Source organism: Streptomyces sp. NPDC000983 (assembly GCF_040299205.1).
In the GTDB taxonomy this organism is placed as follows: domain Bacteria; phylum Actinomycetota; class Actinomycetes; order Streptomycetales; family Streptomycetaceae; genus Streptomyces.
In genome coordinates this window covers 248,899-269,111 of record NZ_JBEPBM010000006.1, presented here as the reverse complement: position 1 = coordinate 269,111, position 20,213 = coordinate 248,899, and the positions used below count along the sequence as shown (strand labels likewise).

Annotated in this window: 20 protein-coding genes; 11 read left to right on the top strand and 9 right to left on the bottom strand. The window is 72.9% G+C overall.

Features of this window, described 5'->3' with window-relative positions; translation table 11 throughout:
- Nucleotides 1–14 precede the first annotated feature (14 nt).
- On the bottom strand, nt 15–1,223 hold the full coding sequence (locus ABT296_RS09685) for a pyridoxal phosphate-dependent aminotransferase (RefSeq protein ID WP_351925088.1): 1,209 nt from the start codon (nt 1,221–1,223) through the stop codon (nt 15–17).
- 81 nt (nt 1,224–1,304) lie between these two features.
- Between ABT296_RS09685 and ABT296_RS09680 the strand changes: the two genes are divergently transcribed.
- Nucleotides 1,305–1,934: a winged helix-turn-helix transcriptional regulator gene (locus ABT296_RS09680; protein WP_351925086.1), complete on the top strand. Its 630-nt coding sequence runs from the start codon at nt 1,305–1,307 to the stop codon at nt 1,932–1,934.
- A 134-nt stretch (nt 1,935–2,068) separates the two neighbouring features.
- Here the strand turns inward: ABT296_RS09680 and ABT296_RS09675 are convergent, their stop codons facing one another.
- Genes ABT296_RS09675 through ABT296_RS09665 form a run of 3 tightly spaced genes read right to left on the bottom strand, consistent with a single transcriptional unit; the run spans nt 2,069 to nt 5,643 of the window.
- Nucleotides 2,069–2,839: a hypothetical protein gene (locus ABT296_RS09675; protein ID WP_351925084.1), complete on the bottom strand. Its 771-nt coding sequence runs from the start codon at nt 2,837–2,839 to the stop codon at nt 2,069–2,071.
- Entirely contained in the window at nt 2,839–4,101 is a 1,263-nt protein-coding gene (locus ABT296_RS09670) for a VWA domain-containing protein (RefSeq protein WP_351925082.1), read from the bottom strand. Before ABT296_RS09670 ends, ABT296_RS09675 begins: the two co-directional genes overlap by 1 nt.
- Before the next feature lie 45 nt (nt 4,102–4,146).
- Nucleotides 4,147–5,643 (bottom strand): IucA/IucC family protein, encoded by a 1,497-nt coding sequence (locus tag ABT296_RS09665; RefSeq protein ID WP_351925080.1) that lies wholly within the window; start codon nt 5,641–5,643, stop codon nt 4,147–4,149.
- A gap of 111 nt (nt 5,644–5,754) precedes the next feature.
- On the opposite strand from ABT296_RS09665, the gene ABT296_RS09660 reads away from it, so the two are divergent.
- From ABT296_RS09660 to ABT296_RS09650, 3 genes are read left to right on the top strand one after another with little or no spacing between them, the layout of a single operon-like run.
- Nucleotides 5,755–7,254 (top strand): IucA/IucC family protein, encoded by a 1,500-nt coding sequence (locus tag ABT296_RS09660; protein ID WP_351925201.1) that lies wholly within the window; start codon nt 5,755–5,757, stop codon nt 7,252–7,254.
- A 52-nt stretch (nt 7,255–7,306) separates the two neighbouring features.
- Nucleotides 7,307–8,212: a HipA family kinase gene (locus ABT296_RS09655; RefSeq protein ID WP_351925078.1), complete on the top strand. Its 906-nt coding sequence runs from the start codon at nt 7,307–7,309 to the stop codon at nt 8,210–8,212.
- The gene (locus tag ABT296_RS09650) at nt 8,209–8,478 is read left to right on the top strand and encodes an Rdx family protein (RefSeq protein ID WP_351925076.1); all 270 of its coding nucleotides are present in this window, start codon (nt 8,209–8,211) and stop codon (nt 8,476–8,478) included. Before ABT296_RS09655 ends, ABT296_RS09650 begins: the two co-directional genes overlap by 4 nt.
- Before the next feature lie 7 nt (nt 8,479–8,485).
- On the opposite strand, the gene aceB is transcribed toward ABT296_RS09650, so the two are convergent.
- Complete coding sequence (gene aceB / locus ABT296_RS09645) at nt 8,486–10,108, bottom strand: malate synthase A (protein ID WP_351925074.1); 1,623 nt, start codon at nt 10,106–10,108, stop codon at nt 8,486–8,488.
- Nucleotides 10,109–10,292: 184 nt separating this feature from the next.
- On the bottom strand, nt 10,293–10,892 hold the full coding sequence (locus tag ABT296_RS09640) for a nucleotidyltransferase family protein (RefSeq protein ID WP_351925072.1): 600 nt from the start codon (nt 10,890–10,892) through the stop codon (nt 10,293–10,295).
- Between the two features lie 189 nt (nt 10,893–11,081).
- Here ABT296_RS09640 and ABT296_RS09635 point away from each other — a divergent pair, with 189 nt between their 5' ends.
- A complete protein-coding gene (locus ABT296_RS09635) occupies nt 11,082–11,405 on the top strand; it encodes a DUF5955 family protein (RefSeq protein ID WP_351925070.1) in 324 nt (107 codons plus the stop codon).
- Nucleotides 11,406–11,548: 143 nt separating this feature from the next.
- On the opposite strand, the gene ABT296_RS09630 is transcribed toward ABT296_RS09635, so the two are convergent.
- Nucleotides 11,549–12,346 carry an IclR family transcriptional regulator gene (locus ABT296_RS09630; protein ID WP_351925068.1) on the bottom strand — a complete coding sequence of 266 codons (798 nt, stop codon included), beginning with the start codon at nt 12,344–12,346 and terminating at the stop codon, nt 11,549–11,551.
- Between the two features lie 277 nt (nt 12,347–12,623).
- Here ABT296_RS09630 and allB point away from each other — a divergent pair, with 277 nt between their 5' ends.
- Together allB and alc are read left to right on the top strand one after the other, a co-directional pair.
- Entirely contained in the window at nt 12,624–13,964 is a 1,341-nt protein-coding gene (allB, locus tag ABT296_RS09625) for an allantoinase AllB (protein WP_351925066.1), read from the top strand.
- 57 nt (nt 13,965–14,021) lie between these two features.
- Nucleotides 14,022–15,134 (top strand): allantoicase, encoded by a 1,113-nt coding sequence (alc, locus tag ABT296_RS09620; RefSeq protein WP_351925064.1) that lies wholly within the window; start codon nt 14,022–14,024, stop codon nt 15,132–15,134.
- Between the two features lie 134 nt (nt 15,135–15,268).
- Here alc and ABT296_RS09615 read toward each other — a convergent pair whose 3' ends face one another.
- Complete coding sequence (locus tag ABT296_RS09615; protein ID WP_351925062.1) at nt 15,269–16,018, bottom strand: SDR family NAD(P)-dependent oxidoreductase; 750 nt, start codon at nt 16,016–16,018, stop codon at nt 15,269–15,271.
- A gap of 175 nt (nt 16,019–16,193) precedes the next feature.
- Between ABT296_RS09615 and ABT296_RS09610 the strand changes: the two genes are divergently transcribed.
- Both ABT296_RS09610 and ABT296_RS09605 read left to right on the top strand, forming a co-directional pair.
- On the top strand, nt 16,194–16,832 hold the full coding sequence (locus tag ABT296_RS09610) for a dihydrofolate reductase family protein (RefSeq protein ID WP_351925060.1): 639 nt from the start codon (nt 16,194–16,196) through the stop codon (nt 16,830–16,832).
- A gap of 85 nt (nt 16,833–16,917) precedes the next feature.
- Nucleotides 16,918–17,328, top strand: a complete 411-nt coding sequence (locus ABT296_RS09605) for a ribonuclease domain-containing protein (protein ID WP_351925058.1) — start codon at nt 16,918–16,920, stop codon at nt 17,326–17,328.
- A gap of 114 nt (nt 17,329–17,442) precedes the next feature.
- Here ABT296_RS09605 and ABT296_RS09600 read toward each other — a convergent pair whose 3' ends face one another.
- Entirely contained in the window at nt 17,443–17,643 is a 201-nt protein-coding gene (locus ABT296_RS09600) for a hypothetical protein (protein ID WP_351925056.1), read from the bottom strand.
- Nucleotides 17,644–17,822: 179 nt separating this feature from the next.
- On the opposite strand from ABT296_RS09600, the gene ABT296_RS09595 reads away from it, so the two are divergent.
- Complete coding sequence (locus ABT296_RS09595) at nt 17,823–19,070, top strand: sensor histidine kinase (RefSeq protein WP_351925054.1); 1,248 nt, start codon at nt 17,823–17,825, stop codon at nt 19,068–19,070.
- 97 nt (nt 19,071–19,167) lie between these two features.
- Complete coding sequence (locus tag ABT296_RS09590) at nt 19,168–20,193, top strand: hypothetical protein (protein ID WP_351925052.1); 1,026 nt, start codon at nt 19,168–19,170, stop codon at nt 20,191–20,193.
- Nucleotides 20,194–20,213: the final 20 nt, after the last annotated feature.

Genomic DNA, 20,213 nt, shown 5'->3' with positions numbered 1-20,213 from the left:
GACCTACCCGTCCGCTACTGGCGGTACCCGCCGAGGAACCGTCCGATCCTGCCGATCGCGGCCTCCAGGTCCTCCGCGTGCGGAAGGGTGAGGATGCGGAAGTGGTCGGGGGTGGGCCAGTTGAAGCCGGTGCCCTGGACGACCTGGATCTTCTCGCGCAGCAGCAGGTCGAGGACGAACTTCTCGTCGTCGTGGATCCGGTGGACCTTGGGGTCCAGCCTGGGGAACGCGTACAGCGAGCCCTTGGGCTTCACGCAGGACACCCCGGGGATCTCGTTGAGCTTCTCCCAGGCCACGTTCCGCTGTTCGTGCAGACGGCCGCCGGGCGCGGTCAGTTCGTGGATGGACTGGCGGCCGCCGAGCGCGGCCTGGATGGCGTACTGGGCGGGCGCGTTGGCGCACAGCCGCATGGAGGCCAGCATGGTCAGGCCCTCCAGATAGCTGCGCGCGTGCTGCTTGGGCCCGGTGACGACCAGCCAGCCCGAGCGGAAGCCCGCCACCCGGTAGGTCTTGGACAGTCCGCAGAAGGTGAGGACGACCAGGTCGGGGGCGAGGGCGGCGGCCGAGTGGTGCACCGCGCCGTCGTAGAGGATCTGGTCGTAGATCTCGTCGGCGAAGACCATCAGGCCGTGCCGGCGGGCGAGGTCGAGGATGCCCTCGATGATCTCCTTGGGGTAGACCGCGCCCGTGGGGTTGTTGGGGTTGATGATCACGACGGCCTTGGTGCGGTCGGTGATCTTCGACGCCATGTCGTCGAGGTCCGGGTACCAGTCGGCCTGTTCGTCGCAGAGGTAGTGGACCGGCTTGCCGCCCGCGAGGGTGGTGACGGCCGTCCAGAGCGGGAAGTCGGGGGCCGGGATGAGGATCTCGTCGCCGTCCTCGACCAGCGCGGTCACGGCCATCGAGATGAGTTCGGAGATGCCGTTGCCGAGGAAGACGTCGTCGACGTCGACCTCCAGACCCAGGTTCTGGTAGCGGCCGGCGACGGCCCGGCGGGCGGAGAGCACGCCCCGGGAGTCGGTGTAGCCGTGCGCCCGGGGCAGCATCCGGATCATGTCCTGGAGGATCTCCTCCGGCGCCTCGAAGCCGAACAGCGCGGGGTTGCCGGTGTTCAGGCGCAGCACGCTGTGCCCCGCCTTCTCCAGCGCGTCCGCGTGCTCGATGACCGGGCCGCGGATCTCGTAGCAGACCTCGCTGAGCTTGTTCGACTGCCGGAACTCCATGCGCCCCTCCAGTGACTGGTGTTACTTGGTTTTACCAAGTCGGCGCTTGGAAAGTCCAATGACATGTCTAGACTGCGTCCCATGTCACCACGCCGAAGCTACGACCAGTACTGTTCCGCGGCCCGCGCGCTGGACGCGGTGGGCGACCGCTGGACCCTGCTGATCGTCCGGGAACTGCTGGCCGGCCCCCGCCGCTACACCGACCTGCACGCGGATCTCCCCGGCGTCAGCACGGACGTGCTCGCCTCACGGCTGAAGGACATGGAGCGCGACGGCCTGGCCACCCGCCGCAGACTGCCCCCGCCGGGCGCCGCCTACGTCTACGAACTCACCCCGCGCGGAAGCCGGTTGCTGCCGGTCCTCCAGGCGCTCGGCGCGTGGGGCGAGGGCGAGCTGGGCGAACGGCGGCCGACCGACGCGGTGCGCGCCCACTGGTTCGCGCTGCCCCTGCTCCGGGCCCTGGAGGGGGAGGAGGGGCTGGTCGAAGTGCGGCTGGAGGAGGGGCGGTTCCACCTTCACGTCGGCACCGGGGACGGCCCCGTCTACGGCGACGGCCCCGCACCGGCCGAGCCCGACGCCCGCCTCGCCCTGGACACCGGGACCTGCACGGCGGTGGCGCGGGGCGAGTTGAGCGTGCCGGACGCGGTGCGCGCCGGGCGGATCGAGGTGACCGGCGAGGGGACCCTCGCCAAGGCGCTGCGCGAGGGCTGACCCCGCGCCGAGGGGCGGCGAAGGGCCCGCCGCCGGATGCTGCACGCAACGGCCGAGGCCCGCCGTCGCAGGGCGCTCCACGAAAACGCCGAAGGGCCCGCCGCACCGGAGTGCGACGGGCCCGACCGGACGGTTCACACCCCCGGCGGACGCCCCGCACCACGCGTCAGCGCATAGCCGCCGACGCCCGCGAGCGCGGCCAGCACACCGCCCAGCGCGGTCCACACCCAGCGGTCGGACCACCAGCCCGAGGACCAGCCGTCCTCCGGGTCGAGGCTGGAGAGAACGGCCGAATCCTCCTCCTCCGAGTCCGACTTGGCCTGCACCGCGACGCCCGGCACCAGCGGCTCGCCGAGCGAGCCGTCCACCGCCGCGGCGCCGCCGATGTCCTTGGACTCCACCCGCACCGAGGTCTCCACCGGCAGACCCAGGTCGCCCGTGGCCAGGTTCACCGCGGTCAGCCGCACGTAATAGGTGCCCGGCAGCGGGTCGTTGGCCCACGGCTCCGACCAGGCCCGCACCGTGCGCAGCACACAGGCCAGCTCCACCGAGGCGGCGTCCGCCGCGGCGGTGCGCGTCTGGGCGCCGTACTGGCACGCCTGGCGGCGCCGCAGTCCGTCGTAGACGTCGATCCGCCAGGTCTCCGCCGCGTGCGTCTCGGGCAGCTTCACCGTCGCGGCGACGGTGGGGCGCTGTCCGGCGTCCGCCGGGAACGACCAGTACAGGTAGTCGCCCGCCGAGGCCTTGGCGGTGGCCTCCTGGCCCTGCTCGAACTCCGTCGCCGTGCGGAAGGACGTGCCCGCCCGCGTGGGCGCCTCGTCCTTCGGGGCGTCATCCGCCACCGCGGGCGCCGCCGCGCACCCCAGCATCAGCAGGGCGGCGGTCAAGGTACGTGTGATGCGCATCAGTTGGTCCTCCAGACCGCGACCCGCCAGCGCGACAGCCAGCCCCAGACGACCCCGGCGAGGAAGCCGGTCAGGACGAGCACGCCCAGCAGCCACCAGCCGCGCCCCAGGCCGAAGGAGGCCACGTCGTCGGAGTCCGAGGGGCCGTCCACGATGTCCACCGTCAGCTCCAGCGGCAGCCCCGGCGTGGTCTGCACGCCCGCGCCCGCCGAGAAGGAGTGCGTCACCTGGAGGCACACGGTCTCCGCGGCCTCCTCGTCGTCGCGCTCCGCCTTCGGGTAGCGCAGACCCGTCGATATGACGTCCGTACGGCCGTCACCCGCGGCCTCGCCGCGCACGATCTCCCGGCCGTGCACGGTCACCGCCCGCAGCAGCACCCCGTAGGAGGGGCTCACCGCCCGGTCGGCGGCGACGCTCACCGACGCGCGCAGCTCCTGGCCCGGCTCCACGTCCACCCGGTACCAGCGCTGCTGCCCGAACTCCTCGCGGTCGGTGTACAGGCCGGACTCCAGCGCGGGCGCCCCGGTGCACCGGTCGGCGCCCTCGGTGGCCACCGGGGTCACCACCGGATCGGCCGCCCGGTCCACCAACTCGTTCACCTTGTCGGTGAGTTCCTCGGTGTGCTCCACCGAGGTGTAGGTGCCGCCGGTCGCCTCCGCGATACAGCTCAGCTGCTGCCGCATCTTGGTGTTCGGGACCAGACCGAGGGTGTCGATGGTCAGCCCGATGCCCTTGGCGGCGATCTCCCGGGCGACCTCGCACGGATCCAGCGGGGCGCAGGTGTCCTCGCCGTCGCTGATCAGCACGATGCGCTTGGAACCGGTGCCGCCGTCGAGGTCGTCGGCCGCCTTCAGCAGCGCCGGACCGATCGGGGTCCAGCCGGTGGGCGTGAGCGTCGCCACCGCGGTCTTCGCCTCGGTGCGGTCCAGCGGCCCGACCGGGTACAGCTGCGCGGTGTCCTTGCAGCCCGTCTTCTGGTTGTCGCCCGGGTAGTTGGCGCCGAGCGTGCGGATGCCCAGCTCGACCTCCTCCGGGGTGGCGTCCAGCACCTCGTTGAACGCCTGCTTCGCCGCCGCCATCCGGGACTGTCCGTCGATGTCCCGCGCCCGCATCGAGCCGCTCACGTCGAGGACGAGGTTGACCTTCGGCGCGTCCTCGCCCGTGGGCTCGCCGGCGGCCGCCCCGGCCGGGAACGCGAGCCCCGCCGTCAGCGCGGCGAGCAGGGCACAGGACCCCGCTGCCAGCCGTGTTCTTGTGATCATCGGCGGATCCTATTGACCCGGAGTGCTCCGCTCCAAAACGGCCCCTCACCGCAGGGGGTTGGGCAGCAGCGCCCACTGGTCCCCGGGCGTCCGCGGCGACAGCCGCATCAGCGTCAGCGCCTTCGCGGGCAGCGGCTCCTCCCGCAGCACGGCCAGATCACCGGTCCGCGGCAGATCCCGTACGGCCGTCTCCAGCGCCGCGCCGAGCGCCGCCCCCGAACCCACGGTGCCGGCCAGGGCGCCCGCCACCAGGGAGCCGAACAGCTTGCGGCGCAGGGCGCCGACGTCGTCGGTGACGATCCGTCCGGTCAGCTCCGGCATCGCGATCCCGTGCCGGGCCAGCCGGGCCGGGCTGACCCGGATGTCGGCGAGATCGCGGTAGACCAGCCGCAGCGGATCGCCCCGCCCGTCCAGCACCACCAGCAGGTTCTGGCCGTGCGCCTCCAGCGCCACGCCCAGCTCCAGCAGCCGCAGCCCGGCGGTGAGCGCCAGCCGCGCGAAGGCCGCCGACCAGCCCGGGCGGGCGGGCAGTCCGGTGCCCGCGAGCGCCGCCACCGGCACCACCCGCTCGCCCGGACCGGCGTACTCCCGCGGCGACTCGCGCAGCACGGCCGCCAGATCGGGGGAGTCCGCGCTCGCCGCGCCCAGCGTGCGGGTGAAGCACAGCAGCCCGTCGGTGCGCGCGGCCAGGGACTCCGCGAACGCGGACAGCGTCGCCGACAGGGCGATGGAGTAGCCGGAGATGTCCCGCACCGACGAGGTCAGCCGCGCGCTCAGCGCCGTCTTCACATGCGGCCCGCCGGGCAGCGCCAGCGTCCGCAGCGACATCAGCGGACGCGCCCCGCCCAGTACCCGCTCCGGCCGCCCCTTGAGCACATGGGCCGCCTGCCACGGATGCACCGGCAGCAACAGCCGCTCCCCGTCCCGCAGTTCGGCCGGCCATGCGCCGGTCAACAGGGTCCGCCCGGCCGGCACCGGCCACAGCGCCAGCTCCACCACCGGCCGGTGCTCCGGCCCGTAGGCGAGCTGCTCGGCGACCGAGAACCCGGGCCGCGAACGGCAGTTGGGATGGAAGGGATGACCGTCCACCACCCGCTGCTCCCACTCCCAGTCCTGCTCGGGCCACTCGTCCGGGTCATCCGGCTGCCCGGCCCGGGACAGCGCCAACGAGGCGACGCTGTGACCGAGTTCGGCCACGAACGCCGTACCGTCCGCCACACCCAGATCGGCCATCAGCCGCGCCGGGTCCCCGTACGCGCAGCCGGCCAGCCGGACCGCGTCCACGTACGCGTCGGTGCGGTACGGGTCCGCGGCCGGCCCGTCCAGCCGCCGCCCGTCGCGAAGACGCAGGGTCAGGCCGTCCGGGCCGCTCTCCCGGCCGGTCACCCACGGCAGCGGCTCATGGGCGAGCGCCCGCCACAGCCGGGACAGCACCGCGGCCCGGGCGCCGGGCAGTTCGGCCAAGTAGCGGGAGACCAGGCCCGGTCGTACTTCGGCCAGTTCCGCCGCTACCTCGTCTTCGGCGGTGGTGGGACGGTGCACGGGCAGGCTCCTCGGGTACGAGTCGGACGTCAGGCCGGACGGCGAAGTGCAGACATACTGATCTTCACCGCCCGAACAGACCGTAGAGAACGAGTGAAGCGCGTGGACCTCATGCCCCCGCCCGCCGACGCCGACGCCGACGCCGCCCGGCGCACCGACGTCGCCGACCGCGCCGACGCCCTCGCGGCGGCGCCCCTGCTCAACTGCCTGCTGCGGGAGGTGGCACGGCCGCACGCGCTGCCGGACGACCCCCGCGCGCACCGGCTGCCGAGCGGACGGCTGCTGCGGGTGCGGGGCGTACGCCGCCCGACCGCCCCCGAGGTGTACGCGGACGGCGGCTGGCACCCGGTCGGCCACCCCGAGCTGATCAAACTCGTCGCCGAGGAACTGCGTCTGCACACCGGCCTCGACAACCCCGAACTCCCCGGCGAGATCGCCGACAGCCGCGAGGCCGTCGCCGCCCTGCTCACCGCCCGGGCCCGGGTCGCGCCCCCCGCCGACCCGTATCTGCTCTCCGAGCAGTCCCTGGTCACCGGCCACCCCCACCATCCGGCGCCCAAGGCGCGCGGCGGCGGCCCGGCCGCGGCCTGGCTGCCGTACGCGCCCGAGGCGTACGCCCGTTTCCCGCTGGTGCTGCTGGGGCTGCGCGAGGACACCGTCGTCGAGGACGGCGACCCGGCCGCGCTGGACGCCCTCGGCGAGGCCCCGCCCGGCTACCGGCTGCTCCCCGCCCACCCCTGGCAGCTCGACCTCGTGGACCTCACCGAGCCCTTCGCCGACGGCCGGCTGATCCGGCTGGGCACGACCGGCTTCACCGCCTGGCCCACGGCCGCGATCCGCACGGTCTACGCACCCGAACGCGACCTCTTCCTGAAGTTCAGCCTCGACGTGCGCATCACCAACGACATCCGCCGGCTCTGGAAGCACGACCTGCTCAGGCTCCGCGCCACCGACGACGCCGTGGTCCGCGCGTTCGCCTCGGGCCCCGGCGCCTGGCTCAGCGACCGCGGCTACCGCACCGCGGACTTCGCCTTCGAGGAACTGGCCGTACTCGTCCGCGACGGTCTCCACGCCCACCTCGGCCCCGACGAGACCCCCCTGCTGGCGGCGGGCCTGGTGGAGGGCTTCCCGGGCAGCCCCCTGGGCGCCGCCGAGGACCCGGCCGCCTGGTGGGACGCCTACCTGGACGCGGTCGTACCGCCCGTCCTCGCCGCCTTCGCCGACCACGGGGTGGTCCTGGAGGCCCATCTGCAGAACACCCTGGTCGCCGTCGGCCCCGACGGCACCCCGGTACGGGCGCTGTTCCGGGACGCCGAGGGCGTGAAGCTGCCGTCGGACGCGGACCGGGCCGCCGGCTGGGAGCGGCTGGTGTACTGCCTGGTCGTGAACCACCTCTGGGAGGTCGGCGCCGCCCTCGCCGAACAGCGGCCGGGCCTGGACCCCTGGCCCGCCGTGCGCCGCGCCCTCGCCGCCCACCCGCTCCCCGAGATCCCCGCCCTGCTGAACGCGCCCACCCTCCCCGGCAAGACCAACCTGCTCCTGCGCTGGACCGCCGCGGACGGCGCCGCCGCCCGCTACCACCCCCTCCCCAACCCCCTGCCCCACCCCTGACCACTCCCGCCCGCACCCCGGCCGGCCCCTGACCTGGCTTAGGCTGGCCGGTGTGCTGCGCGATGTGACTGCTGTTCGATACGTGACCCCGCTGCGCTCCGGCGGCTCCGTCCCCGGCGTGTTCGAGGCCGACGACCTCGGCACCTACGTCGTGAAGTTCACCGGGTCCGCCCAGGGGCGCAAGGCGCTGGTGGCCGAGGTGATCGTGGGGGAGCTGGCGCGGGCCCTCGGGCTGCGTTTTCCCGAGCTGGTCCTGGTCGACTTCGACCCGGCGGTCGCCGCGCACGAGCCGCACCAGGAGGTCCGCGAGCTGCACGAGGCCAGCGCCGGGCTCAACCTCGGCATGGACTACCTGCCGGGCGCGAAGGACTTCACCCCCGAGCTGGCCCGGCACTTCGAGGTCGACCCGCTGGAGGCGGGCCGCGTGGTGTGGCTGGACGCCCTCACCGTCAACGTCGACCGCACCGTGCACAGCTCCAACCTGATGGTCTGGCCCACCTTCGGCACCGCGCCCCCGCGCCTGTGGCTGATCGACCACGGCGCCGCCCTGGTCTTCCACCACCGCTGGGACGCCTCCGACCCCGCCCGGGCCTACGACTTCCGTCACCACGCCCTCGGCCACAGCGCCCCCGACACCCGCGCCGCCGACGCGGAACTCGCGCCCCGGGTGACCGAGGAGCTGCTGCGCCGGATCGTCGCCGAGGTCCCCGACGCCTGGCTCACCGACTTCGCGACGCCCGACGACGCGCGCGAGGCGTACGTGGCCTACCTGCACGCCCGGGCGCGGGCCTCCGCGTCCTGGCTGCCCACCGACTTCCCCTCCCGGGAGGAACTCGCCGCCGAGGAGGAACTCCGCGCGGCGAGGACACAGCGAGGCCGGCCGGACTGGCTCAAGCGGGTCCCCGACCTGCACGGCAAGCCGGCCGCGGAACAGGATTGGTCGGTGCACCTCGGATGAGTGGCCGTGTCGAGATCGAGTACTGCACCCAGTGCCGCTGGCTGCCCCGAGCGGCCTGGCTGGCGCAGGAACTGCTCACCACCTTCGAGGCGGAGCTGGACGAGCTGGCGCTGAAGCCCGGCAGGGGCGGCGTCTTCGTCGTACGCGTCGACGACGAGGTGGTCTGGGACCGCCGCGAGCAGGGCTTCCCCGAGCCCACGGCGGTGAAGCAGGCCGTACGCGACCGAGTGGCCCCGGACAAGTCCCTCGGCCACTCGGACAAGTGAGGGACCGTCAGCCGCGCAGCTGCTGGTAGGCGGGCAGGGTGAGGAAGTCCGCGTAGTCCTCGTCCAGCGAGACCTCCAGCAGCAGGTCGTGGGCCTGCTGCCAGTGCCCGGCCGCGAACGCCTCGGCGCCGAGCTCCTCCCTGATCCGCCCCAGCTCCTCGGCCGCGACCGTGCGTGCCAGCTCCGCGGTGGCCTTCTCGCCGTTCTCGAACTCGACGCCGGCGTTGATCCACTGCCAGATCTGGGAGCGGGAGATCTCCGCGGTGGCCGCGTCCTCCATCAGGTTGAAGATGGCGACCGCGCCCAGTCCGCGCAGCCACGCCTCGATGTAACGGATGCCCACCTGAACGGCGTTGACCAGGCCGTCGTAGGTCGGGCTCGCGTCGAGGGAGTCGACGGCGATCAGGTCCGCCGCCTTCACCACGACGTCCTCGCGCAGCCGGTCCTTCTGGTTCGGCTTCTCGCCGAGCACGGCGTCGAAGGAGGCCATGGCGATCGGCACCAGGTCGGGGTGGGCGACCCAGGAGCCGTCGAAACCGTCGCCCGCCTCGCGGTCCTTGTCCGCCTTCACCTTCTCGAAGGCGACCTTGTTGACCTCCTCGTCGCGCCGCGAGGGGATGAAGGCCGCCATGCCGCCGATGGCGTGCGCGCCGCGCTTGTGGCAGGTGCGGACGAGGAGTTCGGTGTACGCGCGCATGAACGGGGCGGTCATCGTGACCAGGTTGCGGTCCGGGAGGACGAACCTCGGTCCGCCGTCCCGGAAGTTCTTCACGATGGAGAACAGGTAGTCCCAGCGGCCCGCGTTCAACCCCGAGGCGTGGTCGCGGAGTTCGTAGAGGATCTCCTCCATCTCGTACGCAGCGGTGATCGTCTCGATCAGCACGGTGGCGCGGACGGTGCCCTGCGGGATGCCGAGGTGGTCCTGGGCGAAGACGAACACGTCGTTCCAGAGGCGGGCCTCCAGGTGCGACTCGGTCTTCGGCAGGTAGAAGTAGGGGCCCTTGCCGAGGTCGATCAGCCGCTGGGCGTTGTGGAAGAAGTACAGGCCGAAGTCGACGAGGGCGCCGGGCACCTGCTCACCGTCCACCCGCAGGTGCCGCTCGCCCAGGTGCCAGCCGCGCGGGCGCATGACGACCGTGGCGAGCCGGTCCTGCGCCTTCAGGGCGTAGGACTTGCCGGAGACCGGGTCGGTGAAGTCGATGGAGCGGGTGTAGGCGTCGATCAGGTTGAGCTGGCCCAGGACGACGTTCTCCCAGGTGGGCGCGGAGGCGTCCTCGAAGTCGGCGAGCCACACGCGCGCGCCGGAGTTGAGCGCGTTGATGGTCATCTTGCGGTCGGTGGGGCCGGTGATCTCCACCCGCCGGTCGTTCAGGGCGGCGGGTGCCGGGGCCACCTTCCAGGAGTCGTCCGCGCGGATCGCGGCGGTCTCGGGGAGGAAGTCGAGCGTGGAGGTGCGGGCGATCTCGGCGCGGCGCTCGGCGCGGCGGGCGAGGAGCTCGTCACGCCGGGGCGTGAACCGGCGGTGCAGCTCGGCCACGAAGGCGAGGGCCGCGTCGGTGAGGACCTCCTCCTGCCGGGGCAGGGGCTCGGCGTCGACGATGGCCAGCGGGGACGGCGCTGGTGCGGACATGAGCTGTCACTTCCTTCAGCGGTGGCACCGGGTGCCGAGAGGCACGCAGGGATCGTTCAGCGCCCGCTGTACGATCGGACGCTTCTGGACAGTGGATAGTAGTTTCCTCATCGTGGAACTTCAATGGTTTGTTGATGTCGAGATTCTCCGGGTCGAGGCAAGGTGTCGCCCAGTGCCACCCCGCTCACTCAAGGTGGACCAGGTCCGCCTCGGTGTCGATGTCGTACGGCCGCGCCACGTCCCCGCACTCCACCAGCCGGATCCGCGCCGCGTGCTCCTTCAGGTAGCCGCGCGCCCCCTGATCCCCCTCGGCGGCCCCCGCCACGCCCTCCCAGTGGGCGGCGCCGAACAGCACCGGATGCCCGCGTACCCCGTCGTAGGCGGCCGAGACCAGGGCGGACTCCCCGTCGTAGGCGCCGAGCACCCGGCGCACCGCCGCCGCGCCGATGCCGGGCTGGTCGACGAGCGAGACCAGCGCGGCGCGTGCGCCCGTTCCGGTGAGCGAGGCGAGCCCCGCCCGCAGCGAGGTCCCCATCCCCGACTCCCAGTCGGGGTTGTCCACCAGCACGCAGTCGCCGAGTTCCGCGCGCTCGCGCACCACGGCGGCCCGGGCGCCGAGCACCACATGGATACGGGTGCAGCCGGCCGCGCGCAGTACACCGACCGCGTGTTCGACGAGTGGGCGTCCGCGGTGTTCGAGCAGGGCTTTCGGTCGTCCGCCGAGCCGCCGTCCGCCGCCCGCGGCGAGGATCACCCCGGCGACCTGCTGTTCGTTCTCCGTCATGCCTCCTGCATACCTGACGCCCCGGCGGGGACCTGGTTTCCCGGGGCTGAATTTCGGTCCGCGCGGTGGCGCGGGGCGCAGGGGTGGCGTTTACTGACCCGCGTCCCCACGGCGCCCGGGCGACACCGGGGGGTGCTCGACGGAGTCACGACAGTGGACGCGCACAACGGCGTGCGCGGGGGGAGAGCTGTGTTGCGGAGCTTGGGGCAGAGGCCGTTGGCCGGCAGTGGCGAGAATCCCGAAGTGGCGGACCTGCGGACCGCGGTGTCCCGGTTGCGCCGCGAACTCGCCGCGCTCCCGGCCGACTTCCCGGACCGGGGCATAGCGGAGGAGGAGCTCGCCGCGCTGGCCGCGATGACGCTGGCCGGAACACCCGAAATCCCCCGCTTACAGCGGTCGTTACTGCTGATCGCGGGAGCCATCGGCTCGGTCAGCGCCCTGTCACGGGGGCTGGCGGAGGTGCGCCGGGCGGTGGAGACGCTGAGGGAGCGGCGGCGCCAGGGGCTGTCCTAGGGGTACGGGGCCGCCGTCCGCCCAGGTGCGTGCGGGCCGCTCGCGCTTGCCGCCGGTGGGTGTGACGGGCCAGTCACGTGTGCCGCCGGTGGGTGTGACGGGCCAGTCACGCGTGCCGCACGGGTGCGTGCGGCACACGCCGCCTACGTGGGGTTCTGGGTGGTGGCCAGGGCCTCGGAGAGCTCGCGGGCGATCTCCTGGAGCACCGGCACGATCCGCTCGGTCGCCTCCTCGGTGACCCGGCCTGCCGGGCCCGAGATGGAGATGGCGGCCGCGGTGGGGGAGTCCGGCACCGACACCGCCAGGCAGCGGACCCCGATCTCCTGCTCGTTGTCGTCGACGGCGTACCCGAGACGCCGTACCTCCGCCAGGGCCGCGAGGAAGCCGTCGGCCGTGGTGATCGTCTTCTCGGTCGCGGCCGGCATGCCGGTCCGCCCGAGCAGGGCGCGCACCTCGGCGTCCGGGGTGTGGGCCAGCAGGGCCTTGCCGACGCCCGTGGAGTGCGGCAGGACGCGTCGGCCGACCTCGGTGAACATCCGCATGGAGTGCTTGGACGGCACCTGTGCCACGTAGACGATCTCGTCCCCGTCCAGCAGGGCCATGTTCGCGGTCTCGCCGGTCTCCTCGACCAGTCGGGCGAGGTGGGGGCGGGCCCAGGTGCCGAGCAGCCGGGAGGCCGACTCGCCGAGGCGGATCAGCCGGGGGCCGAGGGCGTAGCGCCGGTTGGGCTGCTGGCGGACGTAGCCGCAGACCACCAGGGTGCGCATCAGCCGGTGGATCGTGGGCAGCGGCAGCCCGCTGCTGGCGGACAGTTCGCTCAGGCCCACCTCGCCGCCCGCGTCCGCCATCCGCTCCAGCAGGTCGAAGGCGCGCTCGAGTGACTGGACGCCACCGCTGGCGGACTTGGCGGAGTCGGTGGTGCTGGCGCTGGACGTCGGCACGGCGCGTTCCTTTCGGGGCTGGCGAGAGGGGCAGAAGCCTACCCGGCGGCCGGTTGACTCCCCGCTTGTGCGTAGCTACGTTCTGCTTGTCGGAATTCTAATTCCGTCTTGTGGAAACGTCCAGAGTGGGCGGGTGTGGGCCGCCGAACGGCAGGGTGCCCTTGACGGCGCGGGGGCGGGAAGTGAAGACTCCTTCAACAGAACGTTGAATTCCGTAACGTGGAAGTCAAGCGCGTGTTGCGGGAGTGGGTCGCCGGTGCACGGAGAGGGGTCCTGGGTGTCCGAGGTCGAACTGGTGCTGCGCTCGACGCGTGTCATCACCCCGGAGGGGACACGGGCCGCCTCGGTCGCGGTCGCCGCCGGAAGGATCACCGCCGTACTCGCCCACGACGCCCCGCCGCCCCCCGGCGCCCGGCTGGAGGACCTCGGCGACGACGTGCTGCTGCCCGGCCTGGTCGACACCCACGTCCATGTCAACGACCCCGGCCGCACCGAGTGGGAGGGCTTCTGGACCGCGACGCGCGCCGCGGCGGCCGGCGGCATCACCACCCTGGTCGACATGCCGCTGAACTCCCTCCCGCCGACCACGACGGTCGCCAACCTGCGGGTGAAGCAGGAGGTCGCCGAGGACAAGGCGCACATTGACGTCGGCTTCTGGGGCGGCGCCCTGCCGGACAACGTCAAGGACCTGCGCCCGCTGCACGAGGCCGGGGTGTTCGGCTTCAAGGCGTTCCTCTCCCCGTCCGGCGTGGACGAGTTCCCGCACCTGGACCAGGACCGGCTGGGCCGCTCCCTGGCCGAGATCGCCTCCTTCGGCGGCCTGTTGATCGTGCACGCCGAGGACCCCCACCACCTGGCCGCCGCCCCGCAGCACGGCGGGCCGAAGTACGCCGACTTCCTCGCCTCGCGCCCGCGCGACGCCGAGGACACGGCGATCGCCCAACTCATCACGCAGGCCAAGCGGTTGGACGCGCGCGTGCACGTCCTGCACCTGTCCTCCTCCGACGCCCTCCCGCTGATCGCCGCGGCGAAGGCGGACGGCGTACGGCTGACGGTGGAGACCTGCCCGCATTATCTGACCCTGACGGCCGAGGAAGTCCCGGACGGCGCAAGCGAGTTCAAGTGCTGCCCGCCCATCCGCGAGTCCGCCAACCAGGACCTCCTCTGGCAGGCCCTCGCCGACGGCACGATCGACTGCGTGGTCACGGACCACTCGCCGTCCACGGCCGACCTGAAGACCGACGACTTCGCCACCGCGTGGGGCGGCATCTCCGGCCTCCAGTTGAGCCTCGCCGCCGTGTGGACCGAGGCCCGAAGGCGCGGCCACGCACTGGAGGACGTGGTTCGCTGGATGTCCTCCCGCACCGCCGAACTGGTCGGCCTCGACGACCGCAAGGGTGCCATCGAGGCGGGCCGGGACGCCGACTTCGCGGTCCTCGCGCCCGAGGAGACCTTCACCGTCGACCCCGCGGCCCTCCAGCACCGCAACCGGGTGACCGCGTACGCGGGCAGGACCCTGTACGGAGTGGTGAGGTCGACCTGGCTGCGCGGCGAACGCGTCGTCGCGGACGGCGAGTTCACCGAGCCGAGGGGCCGCCTGCTCACCCGCCCCCACTGACCGTTCCGCCCCCACGCATCCCGACCGATCCCGCCCCGACTCCGAAAGGTACGTGCAGTGACGGCGTTTGAGAGTTTCACCGGTGACGCGAACCCGTACGGAGGCGGTGACCCGTACGCGGACTACCGCACCGCGGACTTCCCCTTCACCCGGTACGCCAACCTCGCCGACCGGCGGCTCGGGGCCGGAGTGATCGCCGCCAACGACGAGTTCTTCGCCCAGCGCGAGAACCTGCTGATCCCCGGGCGGGCGGAGTTCGACCCCGAGCACTTCGGGCACAAGGGCAAGATCATGGACGGCTGGGAGACCCGGCGCCGGTGCGGCGCCTCGGCGGAGCACCCCTGGCCGACGTCCGAGGACCACGACTGGGCGCTCGTACGGCTCGGGGCGCCGGGGGTGATCCGCGGGATCGTCGTCGACACGGCGCACTTCCGCGGCAACTACCCGCAGGCGGTGTCGGTCGAGGGCGCCTGCGTGGCCGGCTCCCCGTCCCCCGGGGAACTCCTCGGCGACGACGTGAAGTGGACGACGCTGGTACCGCGGACGCCGGTGGGCGGCCACGCGGCCAACGGCTTCGAGGTCCTCGCCGAGCAGCGCTTCACCCACCTCCGCGTCAACCAGCACCCGGACGGCGGCATCGCCCGGCTGCGGGTGTACGGCGAGGTGGTCCCCGACCCGGCCTGGCTGGCGGCGCTCGGCACCTTCGACGTGGTCGCCCTGGAGAACGGCGGCCAGGTCGAGGACGCGTCGGACCTCTTCTACTCCCCGGCCACGAACACCATCCAGCCCGGCCGTTCACGGAAGATGGACGACGGCTGGGAGACCCGCCGGCGCCGGGACCGCGGCAACGACTGGATCAGCTACCGCCTCGTGGCGCAGTCACTGATCCGGGCGATCGAGATCGACACGGCGTACCTGAAGGGCAACAGCGCTGGCTGGGCCTCGGTCTCGGTCCGGGACGGCCACTCCGGCGACTGGACGGAGATCCTCCCCCGCACCCGCCTGCAGCCCGACACCAACCACCGCTTCCTCCTCCCGACCCCCACCACCGCCACCCACGCCCGCGTGGACATCTACCCCGACGGCGGAATCTCCCGCCTCCACCTCTTCGGCACCCTCACGGAAGAGGGCACCAACACCCTGCACACCCGCCACGGCGAACTGGCCTGACTCGGCCAGTCCAGTCCCTCCGGCGCCAATTCAGCCCCTCCGGCGTTTGAGGAGCGGGGGTCCAGGGGGCAGCGCCCCCTGGGACGGGAAGGGAAGGGGCGGCGGGGGCGAAAACCCCCACCGCCCCCGAGGGCTCACGCCGCATGCCCCCCGTCCACCGAAAACTCCGCCCCCGTCACATACCCCGCCCCCACGAGATGCACGACGGAAGCCGCCACCTCCTCCACCGTCCCGAACCGCCCAAGCGCCGTAAGCCCCACCTGCCCCGCCGCAAAAGGCCCGTCCGCAGGATTCATATCCGTGTCCGTGGGCCCGGGATGCACGATGTTCACGGTGATCCCCCGACCCCCCAACTCCCGGGCCAACGCCTTCGTCAACCCCACCAACGCCGACTTGCTCATCGCGTAGAGCGTCCCCCCACCCCCGGGCACCCGCTGCGTCATACACGTACCGATCATGATGATCCGCCCGCCGGACGTCATCCGAGCCGCCGCGGCCTGCGAGGCCAGGAACACCCCGCGCACATTGACGGCGAGCACCCGGTCCACCTCGCTCAGCGGCAGGGACTCCACCGGCCCGAGCACCCCCACCCCCGCGTTGTTCACCAGCACGTCCAGCCCGCCCAGCGCCTCCGCCGTACGGGCCACCGCCCCCGCCGCCTCCCCGGGATCCGCGGAGTCCGCGCGCAGCGCCACGGCCCGCCGCCCGAGCGCCTCGACGGCCCGTACGACGTCCGCGGCCGCCTCCTCGCCGTTCACATAGGTCACGGCCACATCCGCCCCGGCCCGCGCCAGCCGTAGCGCGACCGCAGCCCCGATGCCCCGGCTGCCACCGGTCACGAGGGCCGCCTTGCCGTCCAGGTCCGTGCTCTCGAAAGAAGTCATGCCCCCATCCCAGCGCCCCCGCCGGACAGGCGCTGGCGGCGAACGGACATCGAGCCCGCCGGCGGGCCACCGATGAGTTGCGGGCCCCCACGGGGTCTGAACTCATGACGAGCAGAACAGGGCAGCGCAGAACAGACCCCCGGTGAGACCCGGGCCCCAGGAAGGACGGCACCCCATGGGCAAGCTGGTATCCACCCTCTTCGTCTCCCTCGACGGCGTCTACCAGGCCCCCGGCGGCCCCCAGGAGGACACCCGCGACGGCTTCACCCAGGGCGGCTGGAGCTTCCCGTACGCCGACGACGACTTCGGCCGTTTCATCAGCGACGTGTTCGGCCGCGCCGGCGCGTTCCTCCTGGGCCGCCGCACGTACGACATCTTCAGCGGCTACTGGCCCAAGGTGACCGACTCCGCGGACCCGGTCGCCGGCCCGCTCAACTCCCTGCCGAAGTACGTCGCCTCCGCCACCCTCACCGACCCCGCGTGGGCCGGCACCACGGTGCTCGGCGGCGACCTGGCGAAGGAGGTCGCGGCGGTCAAGGAGCGCACCGACGGCGAGGTCCAGGTGCACGGCAGCGGCGCCCTCGTCCGCTCCCTGTGGGACCTGGGCGTCCTGGACACCCTGCACCTGCTGACCTTCCCGGTCGTCCTCGGCGCGGGCCGCCGCCTGCTCACCGAGGGCATCACCCCGAAGGCCCTGCGCGACAGCGGCGGCATCGTCACCTCGACGGGCGTGTCGATCCAGAGCTACGACCTGCTCGGAGCCCCGGAGTACGGCGAGTTCGGGCTCCCGGAGGACGCCGAGGCCGCAGGTTAACTCCCCGAAAACTCCTCACCCTTGAGGGGAAAATCTCGGAGTTGTCATTGACATGCCATGCTCTACGCGCGTCATCATGGTGGGCATGAGATTCCCCCCACGAATCGGCCGTACCCGTCCCACCCGTGCCGGAGTCGCGGCGGCGCTGCTCTCCGCGGTCCTGCTGGGCGGCACCGTCACCGCGATGCCGGCGACCGCGGCGGCCACCGCGGTAGGTGACGTCTGCTACGGCGACCTGCCCTCCCAGGCGTACGACACGCTCGGCCTGATCGAGCGGGGCGGACCCTTCCCGTACACGCAGGACGGGTCCGTCTTCTACAACCGCGAGGGCATCCTGCCGAGCCATTCGAGCGGGTACTACCACGAGTACACGGTCAAGACCCCCGGCGTCTCCACGCGCGGTGCCCGCCGGATCGTCACAGGTGAGGCGAGCCAGGAGGACTACTACACCTCCGACCACTACGCCTCGTTCGACCTGATCGACTACGACTGCTGAACCGGCCGGAACCCCGCTCGGCCCCAGGAGTCCAGGACCCCCAGGACCCCAGGCCCTCTGGAACCGAGCGTCCGGCCCGAGGAACGGAGCGGCAGGCCGGGGCCCGGCGCGCGATCAGCCGGGCCGCCGGCTCTCGGCGGCCGCGAACAGGGCGAACGCCAGCACCAGCAGCGTGACGCTCACATAGATCCCGTAGCCGTCGAGGAAGTCGATCCGCTGGACGAGACCCCAGTCCCAACTGGTGAACTCGTGCAGCAGACCGGCGACGCCCTGCACCAGGGCGAGGAAACCGAGTAGTTCCAGCAACTGCTTCATGCCGGGATTCTCGCCCCGCGGCACCCCCACCCACATCGGCCGCGGGGCGAGGACCGGACCGACCGGAGTCGCCGTCCCGAAGGGCGCGGCGCGCCGAAAGTCTCCGGTACCGCGACTTTGGTCGACGATCGCGCTCGGACGGAGGTGCGAGCCCGCTCGTCTGCGTAGATTTGTCGACCGTGAGCAGTGATACGCCGAGGCCCGACCCGCAGCCCTTCGTCGAGCAGCGCTGGCTCCTGCCCTCGGCCGTCGTGGACGAGCTCGAACCCGACGGCGGGGGCCCGGGGCGGCGCAGGCGCCGTACCGCCCGCGACTGGGTGGTCGACTTCTGCTGTTTCCTGGTGGCCGTCGCCATCGGGCTGCTCGGCGCCGAGACCGTGGCCAGGGAGGACCTCCCCGAAGCCGTGATCGCCCTCGACCACGTCGTCGGCGCGCTGGCCTGCGCGGCGGTCTGGCTGCGCCGCCGCTGGCCGCTGGGGCTGGCGGTGGCGATGGTGCCCGTCGGATTCGTCTCCACCACCGCGGGCGGTGCCGCGGTCGTCGCGATGTTCACCCTCGCGGTGCACCGGCCCTTCCGCTACGTGGCCTGGGTGAGCGGCGCCGCCCTGGCCCTGACGCCGCTCTTCTTCTGGCTGCGGCCCGACCCGGACATCCCCTACGGCTGGTCGATCTTCCTCAGCGTGGTGCTGACCGGCGCCGTCGTCGGCTGGGGCATGTTCGTGCGCTCCAAGCGGCACCTCATGCTCAGCCTGCGCGACCGCGCCCGGCGCGCCGAGACCGAGGCGCGGCTGCGGGCCGACCAGGCGCAGCGGCTGGCCCGCGAGGCCATCGCCCGGGAGATGCACGACGTCCTCGCGCACCGTCTGACGCTGCTGAGCGTGCACGCGGGCGCGCTGGAGTTCCGGCCCGACGCGCCCCGCGAGGAGATCGTGCGGGCGGCCGGCGTCATCCGGGAGAGCGCCCACGAGGCCCTCCAGGACCTGCGGGAGATCATCGGCGTGCTGCGCGCGGGGGACGGCGACGACACGAGCCGGCCCCAGCCGACCCTCGGCGCGCTGGAGGCGCTGGTCGCCGAGTCCCGCGAGGCGGGCATGAAGGTCGCGCTCGACAACCGGGTCACCGACCCCGCCGACGTCCCCTCCTCGGTGGGCCGCACCGCCTACCGCATCGCCCAGGAGGGCCTCACCAACGCCCGCAAGCACGCCCCCGGCGCCGAGGTCACCGTCCGGGTCGCGGGGGCCGCGGGCGAGGGTCTCGACGTCCAGGTGCGCAATCCGGCGCCCGAGAGCGAGGCGCCGCCCGTGCCGGGGTCCGGCCAGGGCCTCATCGGGCTGACCGAGCGGGCCACTCTGGCGGGCGGCCGGCTGACCCACGGCGCGACCCCGGACGGCGGCTTCGAGGTACGCGCCTGGCTGCCCTGGGGGTGACAACTGCCCCCGGAGGCAATCCAGTTGACTTGCGTGGGTGGATGGAACAGGTTGGTGCCTCCCATCACCCAGCAGTCGCCGGAAGGGCTGTCGCAGCATGAGTTCCGGGGGACCGTACGACCCGTACAACCCGTATCAGCCACCGCCGCAGTACCCGCCGCCGTACGGCCCGCCCCAGCCCCCGCCGCCCCATCCGTACGGCTATCCGCCTCCGTACCTCCCGCCGCAGCCCCCGCCGCCCACCTCGCTGTGGGGGTCCCTGCGTGGCCTGCGCGGCGCCGAATGGCCGCCGCTGCGCGTGCTGTTGCGCGGCGGACGGGACCGGATCCACGGCTGCGTGTGGGTGGCCGCCCTCCTCCCCTGCACCGCCTTTCTGACGCTCCCGCTGATGGCCGGCTACGTCTTCGCCCGCTCCGCCCGCCACCGGGCGCACCTGCTCTTCCCGCCGCGCGGGCACCGCCGCATCGAGGACCCGGACGTGGCCCGCGTACAGCGCGTACGGGCCTGGACGGCCGTCGCCATGTCCGTCCTGCTGCTGGTCGTGTACGGCAAGCCCGAGGACGTCAGCGAGGCGCAGCAGCAGTACATGACGAGGCTGGCCGTCACCCCGCCGCTGCTGCTCCTGAGCGGGCCCGTGGTGATCACCTTCCTGTTCCGGATGGCGTCGCCCGCCGCGAAGGCGTACATGCGGCCCCGGCTGCGGGCCGCCGGGCGGTCGGCCCTGGCCTACGTCGGCGCGGTGACCGCGCTGCCCCTCCTCGTCGTCGGCCTCGTCATGGTCGAGGTCCGCGGCCGCGGAGATCTCGACCCGGGCTTCCCGTGGGCCCAACTGGCGCTCACCGCGCCGTTCTTCTGGCTGCTGTTCTTCCTCGCCTTCGCCACCGGCCCCGCGGTGCGCACCGGGTTCAACTCGGCGGGCGTGCACGCGGCGCTGCCCGCGCTGCTCACCGCCGTACTGGTCTGGGAGTTCACGCTGATCAGCCTGGTGACGGGCGGACTCCCGCCCGGCCCGCCCGCAGTTCAGGTCCTCGCCGTACTGGCCGGCCCGCTCTCGGTGACCGCGGTGGTCCGCTGGGAACTGCACCGTCTGCGCACCCGCCACGGCGTCACCCTGCGCGCATGAGCACCGGCGCGCCCCCGCGA

Coding starts and splice junctions, on each gene's coding strand:
- ABT296_RS09640 (WP_351925072.1), bottom strand. CDS start 10,892: ATGACGGAGAACGAACAGCAGGTCGCCGGGGTGATCCTCGCCGCGGGC.
- ABT296_RS09650 (WP_351925076.1), top strand. CDS start 8,209: ATGAGTGGCCGTGTCGAGATCGAGTACTGCACCCAGTGCCGCTGGCTG.
- ABT296_RS09590 (WP_351925052.1), top strand. CDS start 19,168: ATGAGTTCCGGGGGACCGTACGACCCGTACAACCCGTATCAGCCACCG.
- ABT296_RS09615 (WP_351925062.1), bottom strand. CDS start 16,018: ATGACTTCTTTCGAGAGCACGGACCTGGACGGCAAGGCGGCCCTCGTG.
- aceB (WP_351925074.1), bottom strand. CDS start 10,108: ATGTCCGCACCAGCGCCGTCCCCGCTGGCCATCGTCGACGCCGAGCCC.
- ABT296_RS09600 (WP_351925056.1), bottom strand. CDS start 17,643: ATGAAGCAGTTGCTGGAACTACTCGGTTTCCTCGCCCTGGTGCAGGGC.
- ABT296_RS09670 (WP_351925082.1), bottom strand. CDS start 4,101: ATGATCACAAGAACACGGCTGGCAGCGGGGTCCTGTGCCCTGCTCGCC.
- ABT296_RS09610 (WP_351925060.1), top strand. CDS start 16,194: ATGGGCAAGCTGGTATCCACCCTCTTCGTCTCCCTCGACGGCGTCTAC.
- ABT296_RS09675 (WP_351925084.1), bottom strand. CDS start 2,839: ATGCGCATCACACGTACCTTGACCGCCGCCCTGCTGATGCTGGGGTGC.
- ABT296_RS09680 (WP_351925086.1), top strand. CDS start 1,305: ATGTCACCACGCCGAAGCTACGACCAGTACTGTTCCGCGGCCCGCGCG.
- ABT296_RS09660 (WP_351925201.1), top strand. CDS start 5,755: ATGCCCCCGCCCGCCGACGCCGACGCCGACGCCGCCCGGCGCACCGAC.
- ABT296_RS09605 (WP_351925058.1), top strand. CDS start 16,918: ATGAGATTCCCCCCACGAATCGGCCGTACCCGTCCCACCCGTGCCGGA.
- ABT296_RS09685 (WP_351925088.1), bottom strand. CDS start 1,223: ATGGAGTTCCGGCAGTCGAACAAGCTCAGCGAGGTCTGCTACGAGATC.